Origin of the sequence: Streptomyces sp. DSM 41931 (assembly GCF_050271085.1) — a bacterium.
Lineage (GTDB): Bacteria > Actinomycetota > Actinomycetes > Streptomycetales > Streptomycetaceae > Streptomyces > Streptomyces albogriseolus.
This window is the reverse complement of sequence record NZ_CP189903.1, coordinates 278040-297275: the sequence shown is the minus strand read 5'-3', so window position 1 is coordinate 297275 and position 19236 is coordinate 278040. Positions and strand designations below refer to the sequence as shown.

Genomic DNA, 19236 nt, shown 5'->3' with positions numbered 1-19236 from the left:
TCAGTAAGGCCTTGGACAAGCTGAGGGCAGGGGCCAGTGTCATCCACCGGCAACTCAACCCTGAGCCGTCGGCGCGTCCCGGAGGAACACCCGCGCCGTTCTGCCAGCGGCAGAACAGCGGCCCGACCGGACCCGACGATCACTACCGTCCGTCTCATGACGACGATCACCACGCGCACGGTCGAGTACCTGGCCGACGGTCTGACAATGTTCGGGCACCTCGCCCTCCCGGCCGGTGCCGATCGCCGGCCCGCGGTGCTGCTCGGGCCGGAGGGCACGGGGCTCAGTGACGTCGAGCGCCGCCGGGCCGACGCGCTCGCCGAGCTGGGATACGTGGCGCTCGCCTTCGACCTTCACGGCGGGCGCTATCTGGACGACCCCGAGGAGATGCTGGCCCGCTGCCTGCCGCTGCTCGCCGATCCCGACCGGATGCGGGACATCGGCCACGCGGCGCTCGACACGCTGCGCGCCGAACCACGGACCGACCCCGACCGGATCGCCGCCGTCGGCTACGGCACCGGCGGCGCGATCGCGCTGGAACTCGGCCGCGCCGGCGTCGACCTGCGCGCGATCGGGACGGTCAACGGACTGATCACAGGCCGGCCGGGCGAGGCGGCGCGCATTCGCTGCCCTGTGTGGGCAGGCGTCGGATCGGAGGACCCGATCATGCCGCCCGCGCAACGGGAGGCGTTCACCGCCGAGATGCAGGCCGCGGGCGTCGACTGGCGCCTCGTGGTCTACGGCGGCGCCCTGCACGCCTTCCACCACCCGCCGGTCGACCACACCACGCTCCCCGGCGTCGGCCACCACCCACGGCACGCGCAGCGCGCCTGGCACGACGTCGTCGGCCTCCTCAGCGAATGTCTGACCTCAGCGGAGTGACGCCGTCGCCCACCACGCTTCCGAACCGCGAGCCAGGGCCGCCCCCTCCGTCTCCCTCCCCTGCGTGTCGAACGCGACGAACCTCAGCTCCGAGGTGTAGCGGTGGCCCTCGTCGTCCGTGAGCCAGGTCTGTTCCGGGGTCGGGAGCATTTCCGTGAACGTCGCCGTGGCCGACGGGTCCTTGCGGGCGAGTCGGCGCAGGGCCTTGGCCAGGATGGTGACGTAGACCGGGCTGTCGAAGTCGACGTAGAACGGACGGGACTCCGTCGGGGAGACGACGAACACGAAGCGGGGCAGGCCGAGGCGGGTGCGCCAGTGGCGGGCCCGTACGAAGCGCCGGGCCTCGTCCTTGTCGTCGGCGAACGTGGCCTCCGCGGCGGGCAGTTGCCAGGCCTCACGGGCGATGACCAGGCGGTCGACCGCGACCCGGGGTGTGTGGGCGGCCGGCCGCAGCGGCTGGAAGAGGTCCATCGACAGCGTGGTCAGGACGTGGGAGAAGACGTCGATCACGGGGAAGACCGCGCCGTCGGGCAGCCGGACCACGAGGGCGCCGTCCCGTTCCTCGACCAGGGCGTCGGCGCTGCGGACGGCGCGGGGGCGGGCCGGGTCGGCCGTGAAGTCGGTGAGGGCGACCTGGTAGTCCTCCGGCCGTACCAGCGTGTGCCGGACGCGGGCGGAGAGCCGGGCCCGGTGCTCCTTGGGGATGAGCGGCATCAGTCGGGGGCCGGGGTGGTCCTGGTCGGTCAGGGCGAACAGCTCGTCGACGTCCGGGTGTTGATGGGTGAAGAGTGAGGCGCCCAAGGTGTTGGCGGCCAGGTGGAGTTCGCCGAGGACCAGGGTGAGGTCACCGCGCGCGGCGGCCTCGGGGCCGTCGGCGGCCATCATGATGTCCGGGCTGAGATAGCGGGCCGCCGTCCAGCCCCCGCCGCCCTCGAACTCCCGCCGCACGGACTCCTCGATGTCGACGGCCCGCCGGGTGACCCTGCGCGCGTCGTCCGGGACCGCGAGGATCCGCTGCCAGCGCTCGGCGAACTCCCGCTGCACCTCGCTCGCCGCCGTACGGGCGGTGCCGTGCAGCACGGGCAGGCACGCGAACCAGAAGGAGGCCAGGTCGACCGGGTCGCCGCCGGCGGCGAGGCGGTGGTGCACCGTGTGGATCTCGGTCTCCACGACGGCGGCAAGCCGGGCGGTGAGCCAGCCCGCGCTGTCCATCAGGAGGCGCAGCGGGGACAGTGCCTCCACGACGGCCGGGCCGAGGCGCGCCGTGGCCGAGCGCCGGGTGTCGCTGTAGACGAGGGCGCGGCAGGGGGCGGTGGAGGCCGACTTCTCGCGGGTCGCGGCCGTGTCGGTGAGTGCGGTGAAGTCGCGTTCGAGGTCCTGGAGTGCGGTGAGGAGGGTGGTCTCGTCGGTGGCCGCCGCCACCTTCGCCCTGCCCCGCTCCAGGAGGTCGAGGGCGTCCAGGCCGCGTCGCCTGAGGTCCGGGTCGCCGACGGTCGACAGCCAGCCGCGCAGGGCGCGTTCGGGGTGGGTGCCGGCCGGGACCTCCAGTCGCCAGGTCACCCAGCGGCGGGCGACCAGGTCGTGCAGCGTCCGGGCCACGTCGGTGCCGGGGAGGTCGGCGGCGATGTCGCGGGCCGGACGCACTCCGTCGCAGCGGGCGAGGACCGCTGCCTCGGCGTCGGACACCGTGGTCGGACGGCGGCCGGGCACGCGTGCCTCGTTCCCGTTCAGCACGACGAACGGGACCGGTCTCGGGGCGATCCACTCGCGCAGCGCCGGGTCCGCGTCCAGCATCCTGGCCACCGCGTCGATGCCCCAGCTCGCCCAGTAGACGGTGGAGTCGGCGATCAGCCCGGTACCCGGGTCGACGTGTGCGCCGGATGCCGCGGGGTCCCAGCGGCCCCAGCCGACGGGGCCGAAGAAGCCGATGGTGTCGTTCTTCACGCAGAACCGCTGCCAGTAGTGCGCGACGAGCTCCTCGCGCTGGCGGGGCATGCTGCTGCGCTTGTCGGTGTCGGGGTCCCAGCGCAGGAACGGCGCGATGCCGGAGTCGAGCAGCGGGCGGTTCTGCCAGGCCAGGGCCTCGCGGAACGCCGGGGTGCGGGCGATGTCCTGGAGGACGTGCGCGGTCTCCACTGCGGCGGTGCCCAGTTCGGCGGCGAAGGCTTCCCAGTCGGGGCCGGACAACGGCGTGTCCACGAGGAACTTGTCGGCGGCCTCCGCGAGTCCGGGCGGGGCGAGGCGGAGCACGCCGTCGGCCGGGAACCCGGGCCCGCGCAGCGCGAACTGGTTCCACAGGCGCCATCTGCCGAGGAACGGCACGAGGTCTTCGGACATGACGGCACTCCTTTGACGCGTTACGGGACGAGGGAGGTGTGGTCGTGGAGGGGCGTGTGCGGTGGGTCCTGAGGTGTCGGTCGGTGTCTGTGGCCGGCAGGGTCGGCGGGCGGCCCAGGTGCCTGCGCCTGTCGGGCGACGTCGGGGCGGCGCAGGCGCCGCGGGGCCGCCGCGCCGGCCCTCCGCTCAGTCGCGGCCGAAGTCCGCGTCGACGACCTCGGCGAGGTCGCGCGGGGTCGGGTAGGCGAAGACCAGGGAGACCGGGATGTCGTCGCAGCCCAGCGTCTCCTGGAGGCGGCCGGTGACCTGAAAGGCCGCCAGGGAGTCGCCGCCGGCCTCGTAGAAGTCGGTGTCCGCGGTGAGGCCGGGATAGCCGAGGACGTCGCGGAAGATGTCGACGAGCAGGTCGAGGGTGCTGACGGCGGTGGCGGTGTTCTCGGTCATGGCGTGTCCTTCCGGAGGGTGGTGGTTGCGGTGAGGGTGTGGAGTCGGGCGGTGGTGTTGCCGCCGGAGACGACGGCCACCGCGGCTTCGCGGCGCCGGGCGGCCCGCAGGGCTCCGGCGAGGGCGACGGCGCCGCTGGGTTCGGCGTCGACGCCGTGGCGGTGCAGCAGAGCCGCCGCGGCGAGGATCTCGGCCTCGCCGACGGCGACGAGGTCGTCGACCCGGTCGCGGATGATCGGGTAGGTGAAGTGGCCGGGCCGCTGCCCGCGCAGGCCGTCGGCGACGGTCCGGGTCGGCGGCAGCTGGACCGGGTGTCCGACGGCCAGGGAGCGGGCGTAGCGCGGGGTGAGCGCGGGTTCGACGCCGACGACGCGGACGGGGTGTCCGGCGGCGGCGAGGCAGACGCCGGCCAGGAGGCCGCCGCCGCCGACGGGGACGTAGACCGTGTCGGTGTCGGGGGCGTCGGTGAGGACTTCGGCGCCGACCGTGCCCTGGCCGGCGATCACCAGGGGGTGGTCGGAGGAGGGGACGAGGGCGGCGCCGGTCGTCTCGGCGATCGTCCGGGCACGTTCCTCGCGTTCGGCCACTCCCCCGCCGACCTGGACGACCCGTGCGCCCAGGGCGCGGATGGCGGCGGCCTTGGCGGGGGACGCGCCGGCGGCCAGGACGACGGTCAGTTCCAGGCCGAGGGTGCGGGCGATGCGGGCGAGGGCGATGCCGTGGTTGCCGGAGGAACCGGTGACGACGCGGTCGGCGGCGAGGGCGAGGACGGCGTTGGCGGCGCCACGTGCTTTGAAGGAGCCGCCGGTCTGGAGGTGTTCGGCCTTCAGGAGCAGGCCTGGACCGCAGACGGTGGTCGTCGGGCCGGGCAGCAGGGGCGTGCGCACGGTGTACGGGGCGATGCGGGCGGCGGCGACGGCGAGGTCGGCGGGCCCGTGGACGCCGAGCGCGGAGTGCGGGACGGCGGCCGGCGTGGCCGCTCGGACCGTGGTCGGCGGGCGGACCGTGGCGGCCGGGCGGCCCGTCGTGGTCGGTGTGCTCATGCGGTGCTCCCTGCGACCAGGCGTCCGCGGTCCGCCTTGCCCCCACGGGTGGTGGGCAGGGCCGTGTGGCGCAGGAAGCGGCGCGGCATCAGGTGCGGAGGCAGGGTGCGGGCCAGGTGGCGGCGCAGGGCGGCGTCCGGCGTCGTGTGGTCGCCGGTGACGTGGGCGGCCAGGTACACGCGGCCCCGGTCGTCGGTGTGCGGGGTGACGACGGCTCCGCTCACCGCGGGGTGGGTGAGCAGCGCGCCCTCCACCTCGGCGGGGTCCACGCGGTAGCCGCGGATCTTGATCTGGCGGTCGCCGCGGCCTTCGTAGCGCAGCCCTTGCGGGGTCCACCGGCCCAGGTCGCCGGTGCGGTACATGCGGGAGCCGGGCGGACCGTAGGGGTCGGGGAGGAACGCGGCCGCCGTGCGGGCCGGGAGCCCTCCGTACCCACGGGCGAGGCCCGTGCCGCCGATGTAGACCTCGCCCACGGTTCCGTCGGGGACGGGGGTCAGGTCGGGGCCGAGGACGCGGACGGTGGCGCCGGTCCGGGGCAGGCCGACCACGTCGTGGGCCGGGTCGGGGTCCGCCGGGACGTCGTGGCGGGTGGTCGTCATGGTGCACTCGGTCGGCCCGTACTGGTTGACCAGCCGGCCCGGGACGAGGGACCGGCCGCCCGCGGTGAGGAAGGGCCGCAGGGACTCGCCGCTGGACGCGACGAGGGTGACGCCGGCCAGCGGGTCGGGCAGGTCGCGCTGTCCGGCGAGGTGGGTGAGGAAGGAAGGGGTGACGCTGAGCAGGGCGGTGACGCCGTGCTCGCGCACCGTGCGGGCGAAATCGGCGGGGCGCAGCAGCCGCGCGCGCTCCACGAGGACGAGGCGGGCCCCGGCCAGCAGGGGTGCGAAGGTGTCGCGGAGCGAGGCGTCGTAGCCGAGCGGGGCGGTCTGCAGGGCGACGGTGTCCTGGCCGAGCCCGAAGGCGCGGACGGTGTCGCGGAGGTAGGTGTCGAGGGCCTGGTGCTCGACGAACACGGGACTCGGCTCGCCGGTGCTGCCGGAGGTGTGGCTGACGTAGGCGAGAGCGTGCGGGTCGACGGCCGCCGGGGACGCGGAGGTGTCGGCGGCCGTCGGGTGCCACGCGTCGGCGGCCGTCGCGTCCGGGGCATCGGGGCCCGGGCCGTCCAGCTCGATCACGGGCGTGCCCAGGTCGAGGGCGGCTGCGTGGGCCGTCGTGGTCAGCAGGAGGCGGGCGCCGGCGCTGCGGACGAAGGAGGCCAGCCGGTCCCGGGGCTGGGTGACGTCCAGCGTGAGGAAGGCCGCGCCGCAGCGCAGGACGGCCGTCATGGCCGCGACGGCGTCCGGGCCGTGTTCCACGGCGACGGCGCAGACGGTCTCCGGGCGTACCCCGTGGGCGCGCAGCAGCCGGGTCACCTCCTGCGTCCGCCGGTCGAGCTGCCCGTAGGTGACGGGTCCGTCCGGGGTGTCCAGGGCGATCCGGTCCGGGTGTCGTGCGGCGTGTTCGGCGAGGTCGTCGGCGAGGGTGCGCATCACCGGTCCCCCTCGGCGGTGACGGTCTGGTCGACGGCGACGAAGCGGAGTTCGGAGGTGTAGCGCCGGCCGTCGCTGTCGGTGAGCCAGGCCTGTTCGGGGGTGGGGAGCATCTCGCTGACCTTCAGCCGGGCGTCCGGGTCGGTACGGGCGAGGCGGCGGGCGGCCTTGGCGAGGATGGTGGTGTAGACCGGGCTGTCGAAGTCGACGTAGAACGGGCGGGGTTCGGTCGGGGAGACGACGAAGACGAAGCGTGGCAGGTCGTGGCGGCGCTGCCAGTGGCGGGCGCGGACGAAGCGCGCGGCCTCGGACTTCTCGTCGGCGAAGTCGAGCTCCGCGACGGGCAGTTGCCAGGTCTCGCGGGCCAGGATCATGCGGTCGACGCTGATGCGGGGGGTGTGGTCGCCCTCGGGGCGCAGGGTGAAGCGGTCCATCACGCGCTGGGTGAGGGTGTTGGCGTAGGCGTCGAGGAGGTCGTAGCGGGTGCCGTCGGGGAGCCGGACGGTCAGCCTGCCGTCGACGTCCTCCACCGGGACGTCGGCGCCGAGCGCGGTGCGGGGGCGGTGCGGGTCTCCGGTCTGGTCGACCAGCGCCACGTAGTGGTCCTGGTCGCGGTCGAGGGAGGGGCGGCTGCGGGTGGACCACTTCAGCGGCAGCTCCTTGGCGAGCATGGGCAGCAGCCGGGGGCCGGGGAAGTCGCGGCCGGTCTCGGCGATCAGCTCGTCGCGGTCGGGGTGCTGGTGGACGAAGAGGGAGGCGCCCATGGTGTTGAGGGCGCTGTGCATCTCGCCCAGGACCAGTTCCACGTCCCCGCGGGCCAGCGCCGCCTCGTCCTCGGCGACGACGAGGACGTCGGGGCTGAAGTAGCGGGCGAGCGACCAGCCGTCGCCGGGCTCCTCGAACTCCTCGCGGACGCGGGCGGCGAGTTCGGCGGTGGTCAGCCGGACACGGCGGGCGCCGGGCGGGATGTCCAGCAACCGGGCCCATTTGGCGCGCAGTTCGCCCTGGACGGCGTCGATGAGGGCGCCGGCCTCGGGGTGCGGGGAGGGCAGGGTGTGCAGCCACAGGGCGGCGAGGTCGACGGGGCCGTCGGCGGCGAGCCGGTCGTACACGGCGCGCAGCCGGGCACGGATGCCGTCGGCGAATCGGTTGGTCATCCAGCGGGCGGCGGTCAGGCACAGCTGGAGGGGTTCCAGGTGGGCGAGCAGGCCGGGCCCGGCGGTGGCGGTGGCGGCGCGGCGGGTGTCGGAGTAGACGAGTCCGCGGCAGGGGGCGGTCCGGGCGCCCTTGGCGCGCTGGGCCTCGGCGTCGGTGAGGGCGGCGAAGTCGGCTTCCAGGGCCCCGATGGCGCAGGTCAGCGCCTCGGCGTCGTCGCCCGCGTCGGCGACGGCGTCGCGCCCGCGCTCCAGGACGGCGAGCTTGGCGAGGGCGCGGTCGCGGGCCTCCTCGTCGGGGACCCGCTCCACGATGGCGCGCAGGGCGCGGTCGGGGTGGGTGGCCGCGGGCACCTCCAGACGCCAGTGGACCCAGCGCCGGCGGACCAGCTCCCGGACGAGCGCCTCGGTTTCGTCCTCGGTGAGGTCGCGGGCGGCGGCGATCTCCGGCACCGGGCGGGTTCCGTCGCAGAGCTCCAGGACGGCCGCCTCGCGTTCCGTCATCTGCCGCGCGGGCCGTCCGGGCACGCGCACGGTAAGGCCGTCGGTGCGGACGAGGGAGACGCGGCGCGGCGGGATCCAGCGCATCAGCGCGGGGTCCTCGGCGAGCACCTTGGCCAGGGCGTCGATCGCCCAGCCGGAGAAGTACACGGCGCTCGCGGCGAGGAAGGTGTCTCCGGCGCGGGTGGCGACGGCGTCCGTCGCGGCAAGGTCCCAGCGGCCCCAGCCGACGGGGCCGAAGAAGCCGATGGTGTCGTTCTTCACGCAGAACCGCTGCCAGTAGTGCGCGACGAGCTCCTCGCGCTGGCGGGGCATGCTGCTGCGCTTGTCGGTGTCGGGGTTCCAGCGCAGGAACGGCGCGATGCCGGTGCGCAGCACGGCCGGGTTCTGCCAGGCCAGGGCCGCCTGGAAGCGGGGCCGGGCGGCGACCTCCTGGAGGTGGCGGGCGGTGTCCACGGCGGCGGCGGCCAGCTCCTGGGTGAAGCCGTCCCACTCGGGGCCGGTGAGCGGGGCGCCGGGGGTGAACTTGTCGGCCGCCTCGGCCAGTCCGGGAGGGGCGAGGCGCAGCACGCCGTCGGCCGGGAAGCCCGGACCGCGCAGCGCGAACTGTTCCCACAGCCGCCAGCCTCCGCCCGGCAGCAGGACAGGTGCGTGCTCGTCCGACATCGCGTGCTCCTTCCGGAAAGGGGGTGCGGGGAGGCCACCGGCCCCGGGGCGGACGGTGGTCCGCCCCGGGTTCGCCGGGTTCTCCGGCCGGACAGCACGGTCCCGCGCGGCGGGGGCGGGCCGACAGAGAAGATCCGGCAGCAACACGTGCCGCGGGGTCGGCGTGTTCGTCCCTGACCTCGGTGTGCGGGCCCGGTGCACGCTGTCGGCGCCGGCCGTGACCTGCGGCCGGCCCATCACCCGCGGGAGGTTCACCGTGACGCAACCCGACTTCGCGAACGGCGCGGACGCCGAGGAGGCCCGCCCGGACACCGACGAGGAGTACCTCGTGGTGCGCAACGACGAGGAGCAGTACTCGATCTGGCGGGCGGACCGTGAGCTGCCCGCGGGCTGGTACCCGGAGGGGGTGCGCGGCGGCCGGCAGGCGTGCCTGGACCACATCGGCGTGATCTGGACGGACATGCGTCCGCTGAGCCTGCGCCGGCGGCTGGCCGGGGCAGATGCCTGAGGGGCTCCCGGGCAGGCTCCCGGGACCCTCGGCCCACGACCCGCCACCAGGGGGCCTGACGCCCGGCACCCTGATGTCAGGAGTCCAGCCGGCACGAGCCCCGACGACGGCCGCCGTGCCGCCGGGAGCGCCGCTGTCCGGGTCCGGCGCGCCGCCGGTGCTGCCGCAGCGGCTGTGTCCGGCGGTGCTGGACCTGTCGGGACTGCGGGACGGACGCGTCGCGCGGGGCCCGCGGGCCCTGCGGGCCCCGGTGGAGCTGTATCTGGCCCGGGTCGCGGAGCAGGACGCGCAGACCCTGCGGTACGCCCGCGAGGTCCTCGACGCGGAGGAGCGGGCCCGTGCCCGCGCCTTCCGGCACGACCGGGACCGCGACGCCTACGTGGTCGCCCACGCGGCGCTGCGGAACGTGCTGAGCGTCGTGACGGGGGTGCGGGCCGACGCGCTGGCGCTGACCCGTGAGCCCTGCGCGGGCTGCGGCGGGCCGCACGGGCGGCCGGTGCTCTCCGCCTCGGGGGTGCACTTCTCCCTGTCGCACAGCGGCGGTCTGGTGCTGGTGGCGCTCGCGCCGGCGCCGGTCGGGGTCGACGTGGAGGAGCTGGCCACCGTCAAGGTCATGCTCAGCGCGCAGTCGGCGCTGCACCGGGCGGAGGCGGACGAGCTGGCGCGACTGCCCGCCTACGGCAGGCCGGCCGCGTTCACCCGTGCCTGGGTGCGCAAGGAGGCCTACCTCAAGGGTCTGGGCACGGGCCTGGTGCGCAACCCCGCGCTCGACTACCTGGGCACGGGTCCGGCGCCCGCGGACCCGGCGCCGGGCTGGGCGGTGCGCGACGTCCTGGTGCCCTCCGGCTATGCGGCCGCGGTGGGACTGCGCACGTGCTGACCGCGCACGGCAGCGCGGCGGGGGAACGGGCAACTCCGTTCCCTCGCCGCGCTGTTGGCGTCTCCTCGGAGCCGTGCGCAAGCGCCCGGGCGGTGCGCCCCGAGAGGTCCGGCCCGCGCGCCGCCTTCACGGACAACGCACGCCTTCCACCGTGGCGACCGGGATACGATCACGCCCGTGACAGCGCCCGAACCCACCATCGTCGCCACCTCAGGCGGCTTCCGCCCCGGCCGACGTACGCGGGTGCTCTTCGACGCCCTGGTGCACCACGCGGTCGACCTCTCCGGCGTGCACGGCCGACGGCCGCGCGTCCTCCATGTGGGGACGGCGGCGGGCGACGCCGAGATGGTCGCGGCACGGGTCGCCGAGGCGGCCCGGGTGGCGGGCTACGACCTCACTCCGCTCCAGCTGTTCCCGATGCCCAACGTCGAGGACGTCGAGGCCACGGTGCTCGACCACGACGTGGTGTGGGTGGGGGGCGGTTCGGTGGCCAACCTGCTCGCGGTGTGGCGGGTCCACGGCCTGGACGCGATCATGCGGCGCGCCTGGCGGTCCGGGGTGGTGCTCGCCGGGGTGAGCGCCGGCTCCATCTGCTGGTACCAGGGCGGCACCACCGACTCCTTCGGCCCCGACCTGCGCGCCGTCACCGACGGACTCGCGCTGCTCCCCTACGGCAACGGCGTCCACTACGACTCCGACGAGGGCCGCCGCCCGCTGCTCCACCGGCTGGTCGCCGACGGCACGTTCACCGAGGCCCACTGCACCGACGACGGGGTGGGCCTGGTCTACCGCGGCACCCGACTCGTCGAGGCCGTGGCGGAGGTGCCGCGCAAGGCGGCGTACGTGGTGCGGCGGGAGGACGGCCGGGCCGTGGAGGAGCGGATCGAGCCGCGTCTGCTTCCGTCGGCGTGACCCCGGCCCCGTACCGGTCACCGCCGCTCGCACGACCGCGCGGGGCGACGGGCGGTCGGCCCCCGGCGCCCCCGCACCGGGTCCGCGCGTTCCCGTGCCCCGCGTCGTGAGCCACCCCGTCCCCCCGACGGGGTTCGGAGACCGGGGTCGGACCGGGATCAGACCAGGCCCTGGCGTACCGCGTGGGCGACCGCGTGGGCGCGGTTGCGGGCCTGGAGCCGGGTCATCAGCTCGTAGATGACGTTCTTGACGGTGTGTTCGGAACAGCCGAGGAGCAGCGCGATGTCCGCGTTGCCGTGGCCCTCGGCCATGAGCCGCAGGACGGACGTCTGCCGTGCGGTCAGGGCCGGCGGTCTCCGGCGGGCCGGACCGTCCGCACGGCCTCGGGTGCTCAGCGCTCCGGACAACTCCGGGTAGGGGATGCTCGGATGGGGGTACGCGGCCCGGTGGACGGCCCTGAGCAGGCTCTCCTCGTCCAGTTCGGCCGCGCCGATGACGACCGCTCCGGCGCGCAGGATCCGCCGCCGGTCCTCGGGGGCGACGCTGTCGCAGACGAACAGGACGGGCCCGGGCGGGCGCGGCGCGCGCAACGCCTGGTCCGCGTCGGCGGCGACGAGCACGGTGACCGTGGCGCAGGGGGCCGGCTCGTCGGCGGCGGACCGGAGGCCGGCGCGTTTGGCGAGCGCGCGGACCCGTTCCGCGCCCGGCGCCGGCACGACCCGCACCACGACGGCGGGGGCGGTCGTGACCGTGGCGCCGGAGGACGTCGCGGTGACGGGCGACGCCGTCAGGGTGGCGGTCACAGCAGGCCCGCCCGGAGCGCGTAGGCGACCGCGTGGGCGCGGTTGCGCAGCCGGAAGCGCTGGGTGATGTCGTGCACGACGGTGGTGACGGTGCGGGGCGAGTAGGCGAGCCGCTGGGCGATCTCCGCCGTCTCGTGGCCGTCGGCCACCAGGCGCAGCACCGACCGTTCCCGCTCGGACAGCATGCCCGCGCTCCAGCCGCCGGAGCCGCGCACGGGAGCTTCCGGCTGGTCCAGCAGCTCCTCCAGCAGGCCGGGGGGCAGGGTGCAGTCGTCGCGCGCGGCCGCCAGCACCGCGTGGGCGAGGCGGGAGGCGTCGGCCTCGCGGCGCAGCAGCAGGCCCCGGGCGCCGGCGGCAAGGGCGTGCAGGACGTCTCCGGAGGCGAGGGCGCCCGCGACCAGGACGACGGCGGGGCGGTGGGGCTGGGTGCGGGTGGCGCGCACCGTGTCCAGCTCGGCGGGGCCGAGGCGGTCGACGGTGAGGACGGCGACCCGCGCGTCGGCGGGCTCGCACACGGTCAGTTCGGGCCGGACGAGCAGGGTCGCGCGGATGCCTGCCTCCAGCACCGGGTCGAGTGCGACCACACTGACAGGTACGGGTGCTCCCATCTGCTGCTCCTTGGAGGTTCGTGCGCCCCTTCGACTGAGCGGGCGGTCTGGCGTGGGGACTCGGGAACACCGTGCCGTCCCCGTGACCGCCGGGGCATCGGTAGACGGACCCCACATTTGCGCGCCGGGCGCGCCCGGGTCGTGGGGGTGGGGCGGGCGGTCGGGCGGGGGCGACGGCCCGGTGGGGGCCCAGCGGCGGCGCCGACCGGCCCTTCGGGGTGGGCATGGGGGGCGCGCCCCTCCGGGTACCCGTCCCGTGCCCGCACGGCCCGTCGCGTCCGCGGGCCGCGCGTCACGCGCGCCCGTAGGGGATGCCCTCCCCTCCGCGGTTTCTCGTGCCGTCCCCCATGCCCCCGCCCGTGGGGAGGGGGCCGGGGAGAATATGGGGGACGGTTACCCATGTGGGGGGCGCGGGAGGTCTGGGACCTTTTTCCCGTGACCGACACCGCCAGCCTCCCGACCTCCCGGAGCACCGGACTCCCCGCCGCCTGGTGGGCCCCGGCGCTGACCCTCGCAGAGCGGCTCGCCGCCCCCGGGCTCCCCGGGCCGGCCGCCGCGACCGGCGCCGCCGGGCCGCTGCCCTGGACGGTCGGCGACGCGGAGGGCTTCGCCCTGCGGCTGGACCGGCTGGGTGTGGACGGCGCCACGGCGGCGGCCCTGGCCGCCGAGCCCGCGGAGCGTCTGGCGGAGCGGGCCGTCGAGCCCGACTGGGCGTCGTACGCGGAGGAGGTGCTGGCCGCGGCCCCCGAAGGGCTGCCGGAGGTCGAGGTCGGCGGCGAGGGTCCCGACGCGTTCGCGCCCGCCGTGCGCCCGCTGGTCGCCGTGGCCGCCGCCCGCCTCGCGGACCGGACGGCCGGCGTCCCGGACGCCGAGGCCACCGTGTGGCGGGACGCGTTCACCCGCCGTCTGACCCACCAGCTGGTCCGGCTCGCCGCCCGCACGCTGGCCCAGGAGCTGCACCGGGCCCGGCGCTCCCGGCGCCTGGCGGGCGCCGGCCCGCGCGAGCGGTTCGCCTCCTTCGTCGCGGCGGCCGGCACCCGGCGCGGACTGTCGGACCTGTTCACCGCCTACCCGGTCCTGGCGCGGATGCTGAGCCGGACCGCGCTGGACGCGACGGAGGCCACGGCCGAACTCGTCGCCCGCTTCCGGTCCGACCGCGCGGACCTGGTCGCCGCTCTCCTCGACGGCCGGACGCCGGGCCGGCTGGTCCGCGTCGACCTCGGCCGCGGCGACGCCCACCAGGGCAACCGGTCGGTGGCGATCCTGCACTTCGCGGACGGCCGCCGCCTCGTCCACAAGCCCCGTCCGCTCGACCAGCACGCCCTCCTCGACGACCTGGTCTGCTGGCTCAACGCGAAGGTCCCCGGTCTGGGCCTGCGCACCCCGCGCACGCTGCGCCGGGAGTCCCACGGCTGGCTGGAGTTCGTCGAGCACCGCTGGTGCTCCTCGGTGACCGAGACCGACACCTTCTACCGCCGCCAAGGCGCCCTGCTCGCCCTGCTGTACGCGGTGGACGGCGCCGACATGCACTACGAGAACGTCATCGCGTACGGTGACCAGCCGGTCCTGGTGGACGCCGAGACGCTGCTGCACACCGGTCTCGGCCAGGCCCTCACGGCGGGCGCCGACCCGGCGGCGGACGCGCTGGCCGCCTCCGTCCACCGCACCTGCCTGCTCCCGCACCTGCTCATCGGGGAGCACGGCGCGCTGGACATCTCCGCGCTCGGCCGGGACACCGACGGCACCTTCCCCAGCGAGGGCCTGCGCTGGGAGGACAGCGGACTGGACACCATGCGGGCGGTGCGCGGGCCGCTGGCCAGCCCCGCCGCCCAGAACCACCCGCTGCCGCACGGCACTTCCCTCTCCGTCACCGACCACACGGCGGCCCTGCTGGAGGGGTTCCGCGCCGCCTACGCGGCGATCGCCGCCCACCGCGGCGAACTGGTTGGCGATGACGGCCCGTTGACCCGCTGGGGCGACCGTCCGGCGCGGCTCATCGCCCGTGCGACCCGGCTGTACGCCACCCTGCTGGAGGAGTCCACCCACCCCGCGCTGCTGGGCGACGCCCTGGCCCGGGAAGGGGTGTTCGCGGTGCTGTGGTCGGAGTCCGCGCAGGACCCGGCGCGCGAGCGGCTCATCGAGCACGAGACGGCGGCGCTGTGGCGCGGTGACGTCCCCTTCTTCACCCACCGGCCCACCGGCACGGCCGTGACCGCCGACGGCGGTGCCCGCGTGCCCGACCTCCTGCCGGTGGCCGCCGTGACCGCGGTGCGCGAGAAGATCGGCCGCATGGACGAGGTCGACTGCCTCGACCAGGAGTGGGTCATCTCGGCCACCCTCGCGGTGCGCGGGGCGGGTTCCCCGCCGGACCGCCCCCGGTCGGAGCTGGCACCGGCCCCCGTGCCGCCGGTGGCGCCGGACCCGTCCCGGCTGCTGGCCGCCGCCTGCGGGATCGCCGACGAGATCGCGGCCCGCGCGGTCCGCGGCGGCAGCCGCACCAACTGGATCGGTCTGGAGCGGGTGTCGGGCGACCACTGGGCCGTCCTGCCGATGGGGGCGGGCCTGGCCCAGGGCTACTGCGGAGTCGCCCTGTTCCTCGCCCACACCGAGGCGCTCACCGGCTCGGGACGCTACGGCGCGGCGGCCCGCGAGGCGGTGCGTCCGCTGCCGGCCCTGCTCAAGGCGCTCGCCGAGGACCCCCAGCTGAGCGAGGCCGCCGGCCCCGGCGCCTACGACGGACTCGGCGGGATCGTGTACGCCCTGGTCCGGCTGGCGGGGCTCCTCGACGAGGGACTGCGGGCGTGTCTGCCGGACGCGCTCACCGCCCTGGGGCACGCGGCGGCGGCCTGCGCCGACCCCGGTCTGGCCCAGGGGCGGGCGGGAGCCCTGGCCGCCTCGGTCGCCGCGTACGAGGCCACCGGTGATCCGGCGGCGCTGCGGCTGGCGGACCAGGTCGCGGACCTGCTGCTGGTGCAGGCGCTCGGGGACGGCCCGGTCACGCCCGCCGTGGCCGGTTCCGGCCTCCCGTCGTCCGCCGGTTTCGCCGACGGCGCCGCCGGCATCGCCTGGGCGCTGCGGCGCTACGCGGGCCACCGCCCCGAGCGCGCCGCCCACGCCGAGCGCACGGCCGTCGCCCTGCTGGACTCCGGTGCGCACCACGGCGATCCGGCGGACCTGTCCTGGTCGCACGGGCTGGCCGGACGGGCCGTCGCCGGGCTGCCGAACCCGGTCGGACCGCCGGACGACGCGAGCCTGTTCGAAGCCTCCGTGCGGCTCGCGGACGCGCCCATCGGTCCCGACCTCAGCCTCGCCCAGGGCGTCCTCGGCCGGCTGGAGGCCCTGACCGTCCTGGCCGGGCAGGGCGACAGCACGGCCCGTTCGGCGCTGCGACGGCACACCGGTCACGTCCTCGCCCTCGTCGAGGCACAGGGCCACCGCTGCGCCACCCCCGACCATGTCCCCTCCCCCGGTCTGCTGACCGGCCTGGCCGGCATCGGCTACGGACTGCTCCGCCTGGCCCACCCCGGGACCGTCCCGTCGGTCCTGCTCCTGCACCACCCGGACCACTGACCCGCCCGCACCTTCCGTGCCGCTCGCTCCACCCGTCACACCCGCACCACCCGCACCCGCGCTCGTCAGCACCACGGCACCTCCCCGGATCCGAACCCGCGCGCCCACACGGGACACCAGAAGGGACCACCGTCATGGACCAGCACCTCGCCGCCGCCGACTCCGCCGAGTTCACCGCCGTCGAGTCCGCCGAGACGCACACCGAGCGGGACGTCGTGGGCGGCATCACCCTCTCCGGCCGCAACCGCGCCTGCGCCCGCGCCCGGGTGCTGGCCGGCATGGTCCTCACCAGCGGCATCGTCATCACGCTGAGCAGCCTCGACACCTCGGTCTCCGCCCCCAACTGACCCCGCTTCCACCGGCTGTTCCCCGTGATGGCGCGGGCTCGCCACGGCGGGCCCGCGCCGCGGCGTCGCGGTCGACCTCGACCCCGGCGCCACCTGCCCCCGGCCGACTCGGCCGATTATCATCAGCGTTCATGCGTTCCCATGCGCCTTCCCTGGTCGGGCGGGACCTCCACCTCACCCAGCTCGAGCGCTCCCTGGCCGACGCCAGGCAGGGCATGGGCAGCGTCGTCTTCCTGGTCGGCGAGGCCGGGGTCGGCAAGTCCCGGCTCGCGGCGGAGGCGGTGGGCCAGGCCGTGGGCTCCGGGATGCGGGTGCTGCGCGGCCGGAGCAGCACCACCGGTCCCGCCGTGCCGTTCAGGCCGCTCACCGAGGCGTTGATGTCGCTGTTCCGCGGCGGCGATCCCATGGACGACCTCGCGCTCGGCCCCTACCGTCCGGTGCTGGGGCGGCTGATCCCGGACTGGGACACCGGGGAGCGCGACAGCACGTCCATGGTCATCCTCGGCGAGGCCGTGCTGCGGCTGCTCATCGCGGCCGGCCGCGGCCAGGGGCAGCTGCTGCTCCTGGAGGACCTGCACGACGCCGACCCCGAGACGCTCGGCGTCCTGGAGTACCTGGTCGACAACCTGGCCTACACGCCCGTGCTCCTGGTGGCGACGGTGCGCACCGACATCAGCGACGCGCTGGACCTCGCGCAGTCGGCCCGCCGCCGCGGGGCCGCCACCGTGGTGGAACTGCCGCCGCTGTCCCGGCCGCAGGTGCACGAGATGGTCGCCGCCCAGCTCGGCGTGGACAGCCGCGGCGACGTCCCCGCCGAGGTCCTCGACCGACTGTGGGAGGACAGTGCGGGCAGCCCTTACCTCGTCGAGGAACTGCTCCAGTCCATGATCGGCTCGGGCACCCTGGTGCAGGGTCCCGGTGGCTGGCGTGCCGTCGGCGATCCGCGCCGTGACGTTCCCTCGACGCTGGCGCGCGGCATCCTGCGCCGGATCGACCGGCTCGGCGCACAGGGGCTGACGCTGATGTCGGCCGCCGCGGTCCTGGGCCGCCGTTTCCCGCTCTCGGTGCTCCAGCGTGTCACCGGGGTCGACGACCGGACCCTGCTCGGCCATCTCCACGCAGGTGTCGCCGCCCGCCTGGTGGTCCCCGACGAACCCGCGCCCGACTGGTACTCCTTCCGCCACTCCCCCACGCTGAAGGCCCTGTTCACGCACATGACGCCGGGCCGGCGCGCGGAGCTGGCCCGGCGCGGCGCCCAGGCCGTGGAAGAGCTGCACCCGGCGCTGGAGGGCGACTGGTGCGCGCTGGCGGCCGGTCTGCGCTGCGAGGCAGGCGACCGGGTCGAGGCGGGGCTGCTCTACGCCGACGCCGGTGGTCGCGCCCTGGCCGCGGGCGCCCTGAACTCGGCGGTGACCCTGCTCAGCCGGGCCGAGTCGCTGCTCGCCGAGGGCGGCGATCCGCAGGCGCGGGCCGCCGCCCTGGAGAACCTGCTCCCCGCGCTCGCCGAGGCCGGCGACTTCGCGCGCGCTTTCGACCTGGCCGACGACCTGCACGCGCTCGGCGGCGAAGGGCTGAGCCCCGTCCGGCTGGCGACGCTGCACGCCCGGCTGGCCAAGGTGGCGCACACGGCGGGGCGGTGGAGCGACGGCAACCGGCAGGTCGACCGCGCCCGCGAGGTGCTGGCGGGCACCCCCGACGAGGCCACCGCGGCGGCCGTCGACGTCACCGCCGCCTACCTCGCCCTGGACACCCCCGGCCCCGACCGGACCCAGCACGCGGAGAAGCTGGCGCGTTCCGCCGCCGACACGGCCGAGCGCCACGGGCTGCCGATCGTCGCCTGCCAGGCCTGGGAACTGCTCGCCACGGTCGCCCGCGAGCGGGATCCGCAGGAGTCGGAGGCCATGCTCGGACAGGCGATGTCCGCGGCCGAGCGGCACCGGCTGCCGTTGCAGCGCATGTACGCGGCGACCCGCATGGGCGGCAACGCCTGGCTGGCCGAGGGCGACACCGGCGGGCTGCTGTCGGCCCGTGCGGAGGCGCTGCGGCTGGGCTCGGTGAACATCGTGCACACCGTCGACGGCATCCTCGTCCTGGACGCCGTGCTGCGCGGCCGGGACGACGTGGCGCGTTCCGCCGCCGCGGAGTGCCTGGCCGTCGTGCGCCGGCTGCGGATGGCCCCGGCCGTGCGGTACGTGGTGATGGCGCAGGCGACGCTGGAGGCCCACCGCGGTGACCGGCAGGCCATGGAGGCGACGCTGGCGGCGTTCACCGAGTGGGACGGGGCCGGTTCGCAGGAGGAGCCGCTCACCAGGGGCCTGGCGGGCGCGTTCTGCGCGCTGCTCGAGGAGAACCGGGAGCTGGCCCGCGAGGAGCTGGCGGCGGTGCAGGCCATGGAGGCGGACAACCCCTCCACGTACCATCTCGGCGGCACCCACGGACTGGGGCTCCTGCTGGACGTGCTGGAGGGTGACGCCGACCGGGCCCGGCATGCGGAGATCACGGCGACGGCGATGGCCCGCATGCGCTGGAACCGGCAGTTCGTCCACCTCGCCGAGGCCGTCCTGCTGGGCCGGGAGGGGGCCGGCGCGGACGCGGCGGCCGCCGTGGAGCGGGCGCTGGCGGCGGCGGAGCCGTATCCGCTGGCCCAGCACCTGGGGCTGCGGCTGGTCGCGGACGCCGCGCACCAGGACGGCTGGGGCGATCCGGTGGGCTGGCTGCGGCGCGCCGAACACCACTTCCACGAGCGGGACATCGCGGCCGTCACCGGCGCCTGCCGGGCGGGGCTGCGCCGTCTGGGCGCCCCGGTGCACCAGCACCGCAGCGGCACCAGCGGCATTCCCGAGCAGCTGCGCACGCAAGGGGTGACGGTCCGGGAGTTCGACGTGTTCCGGCTGCTGGCGGAGCGGCTCAGCAACAAGGACATCGCGGACCGGCTGTTCATCTCGCCCCGGACGGCGGAGAAGCACATCGCCAGCCTGATCACCAAGACGGGGGCGGCCAACCGCGCGGACCTGTGCGCGCGGTCGGCCGCCCTGCGCTCGGGCTGAACGGG

Annotated in this window: 14 protein-coding genes; 7 read left to right on the top strand and 7 right to left on the bottom strand. The window is 75.9% G+C overall.

What is annotated here, in order from left to right; all coding sequences use genetic code 11:
- Positions 1–156 precede the first annotated feature (156 nt).
- Complete coding sequence (locus ACP7TJ_RS33140) at positions 157–882, top strand: dienelactone hydrolase family protein (protein WP_266404961.1); 726 nt, start codon at positions 157–159, stop codon at positions 880–882.
- Here the strand turns inward: ACP7TJ_RS33140 and ACP7TJ_RS33135 are convergent.
- From ACP7TJ_RS33135 to ACP7TJ_RS33115, 5 genes are all read right to left on the bottom strand, one after another.
- Positions 871–3219, bottom strand: a complete 2349-nt coding sequence (locus ACP7TJ_RS33135) for a lantibiotic dehydratase (protein ID WP_427767836.1) — start codon at positions 3217–3219, stop codon at positions 871–873. The two genes, ACP7TJ_RS33140 and ACP7TJ_RS33135, sit on opposite strands and share 12 nt — an antisense overlap.
- Before the next feature lie 186 nt (positions 3220–3405).
- Entirely contained in the window at positions 3406–3663 is a 258-nt protein-coding gene (locus ACP7TJ_RS33130; protein WP_385996680.1) for an acyl carrier protein, read from the bottom strand.
- Complete coding sequence (locus ACP7TJ_RS33125) at positions 3660–4706, bottom strand: threonine ammonia-lyase (protein ID WP_427767833.1); 1047 nt, start codon at positions 4704–4706, stop codon at positions 3660–3662. The genes ACP7TJ_RS33130 and ACP7TJ_RS33125 overlap by 4 nt, the downstream gene beginning before the upstream one ends.
- Positions 4703–6235, bottom strand: a complete 1533-nt coding sequence (locus ACP7TJ_RS33120; RefSeq protein ID WP_427767831.1) for an amino acid adenylation domain-containing protein — start codon at positions 6233–6235, stop codon at positions 4703–4705. The genes ACP7TJ_RS33125 and ACP7TJ_RS33120 overlap by 4 nt, the downstream gene beginning before the upstream one ends.
- Positions 6235–8556 (bottom strand): lantibiotic dehydratase, encoded by a 2322-nt coding sequence (locus ACP7TJ_RS33115; RefSeq protein ID WP_427767829.1) that lies wholly within the window; start codon positions 8554–8556, stop codon positions 6235–6237. Before ACP7TJ_RS33115 ends, ACP7TJ_RS33120 begins: the two co-directional genes overlap by 1 nt.
- A gap of 256 nt (positions 8557–8812) precedes the next feature.
- Here ACP7TJ_RS33115 and ACP7TJ_RS33110 point away from each other — a divergent pair, with 256 nt between their 5' ends.
- The 3 genes from ACP7TJ_RS33110 (at position 8813) to ACP7TJ_RS33100 (ending at position 10856) form a co-directional block, all read left to right on the top strand.
- On the top strand, positions 8813–9064 hold the full coding sequence (locus tag ACP7TJ_RS33110; RefSeq protein WP_024888416.1) for an MbtH family protein: 252 nt from the start codon (positions 8813–8815) through the stop codon (positions 9062–9064).
- Positions 9065–9179: 115 nt separating this feature from the next.
- The gene (locus ACP7TJ_RS33105; protein WP_387585747.1) at positions 9180–9944 is read left to right on the top strand and encodes a 4'-phosphopantetheinyl transferase family protein; all 765 of its coding nucleotides are present in this window, start codon (positions 9180–9182) and stop codon (positions 9942–9944) included.
- Between the two features lie 177 nt (positions 9945–10121).
- On the top strand, positions 10122–10856 hold the full coding sequence (locus tag ACP7TJ_RS33100; protein ID WP_387585745.1) for a Type 1 glutamine amidotransferase-like domain-containing protein: 735 nt from the start codon (positions 10122–10124) through the stop codon (positions 10854–10856).
- A gap of 158 nt (positions 10857–11014) precedes the next feature.
- Here the strand turns inward: ACP7TJ_RS33100 and ACP7TJ_RS33095 are convergent, their stop codons facing one another.
- Together ACP7TJ_RS33095 and ACP7TJ_RS33090 are read right to left on the bottom strand one after the other, a co-directional pair.
- Complete coding sequence (locus ACP7TJ_RS33095) at positions 11015–11659, bottom strand: LuxR C-terminal-related transcriptional regulator (RefSeq protein WP_427767825.1); 645 nt, start codon at positions 11657–11659, stop codon at positions 11015–11017.
- Positions 11656–12267 (bottom strand): response regulator transcription factor, encoded by a 612-nt coding sequence (locus tag ACP7TJ_RS33090; protein ID WP_367449558.1) that lies wholly within the window; start codon positions 12265–12267, stop codon positions 11656–11658. Before ACP7TJ_RS33090 ends, ACP7TJ_RS33095 begins: the two co-directional genes overlap by 4 nt.
- A gap of 435 nt (positions 12268–12702) precedes the next feature.
- Here ACP7TJ_RS33090 and ACP7TJ_RS33085 point away from each other — a divergent pair, with 435 nt between their 5' ends.
- From ACP7TJ_RS33085 to ACP7TJ_RS33075, 3 genes are all read left to right on the top strand, one after another.
- Entirely contained in the window at positions 12703–15837 is a 3135-nt protein-coding gene (locus ACP7TJ_RS33085) for a type 2 lanthipeptide synthetase LanM family protein (RefSeq protein WP_427767822.1), read from the top strand.
- Positions 15838–15971: 134 nt separating this feature from the next.
- Complete coding sequence (locus ACP7TJ_RS33080; RefSeq protein ID WP_093764685.1) at positions 15972–16184, top strand: hypothetical protein; 213 nt, start codon at positions 15972–15974, stop codon at positions 16182–16184.
- 131 nt (positions 16185–16315) lie between these two features.
- Complete coding sequence (locus ACP7TJ_RS33075) at positions 16316–19231, top strand: helix-turn-helix transcriptional regulator (RefSeq protein WP_367549806.1); 2916 nt, start codon at positions 16316–16318, stop codon at positions 19229–19231.
- The last annotated feature ends 5 nt before the right edge of the window (positions 19232–19236 follow it).

Bases quoted from the DNA above. Each gene is read 5' to 3' on its own strand.
- ACP7TJ_RS33140 (WP_266404961.1), top strand. From the start codon at position 157: ATGACGACGATCACCACGCGCACGGTCGAGTACCTGGCCGACGGTCTG.
- ACP7TJ_RS33115 (WP_427767829.1), bottom strand. From the start codon at position 8,556: ATGTCGGACGAGCACGCACCTGTCCTGCTGCCGGGCGGAGGCTGGCGG.
- ACP7TJ_RS33090 (WP_367449558.1), bottom strand. From the start codon at position 12,267: ATGGGAGCACCCGTACCTGTCAGTGTGGTCGCACTCGACCCGGTGCTG.
- ACP7TJ_RS33125 (WP_427767833.1), bottom strand. From the start codon at position 4,706: ATGAGCACACCGACCACGACGGGCCGCCCGGCCGCCACGGTCCGCCCG.
- ACP7TJ_RS33075 (WP_367549806.1), top strand. From the start codon at position 16,316: ATGCGTTCCCATGCGCCTTCCCTGGTCGGGCGGGACCTCCACCTCACC.
- ACP7TJ_RS33135 (WP_427767836.1), bottom strand. From the start codon at position 3,219: ATGTCCGAAGACCTCGTGCCGTTCCTCGGCAGATGGCGCCTGTGGAAC.
- ACP7TJ_RS33130 (WP_385996680.1), bottom strand. From the start codon at position 3,663: ATGACCGAGAACACCGCCACCGCCGTCAGCACCCTCGACCTGCTCGTC.
- ACP7TJ_RS33120 (WP_427767831.1), bottom strand. From the start codon at position 6,235: ATGCGCACCCTCGCCGACGACCTCGCCGAACACGCCGCACGACACCCG.
- ACP7TJ_RS33080 (WP_093764685.1), top strand. From the start codon at position 15,972: ATGGACCAGCACCTCGCCGCCGCCGACTCCGCCGAGTTCACCGCCGTC.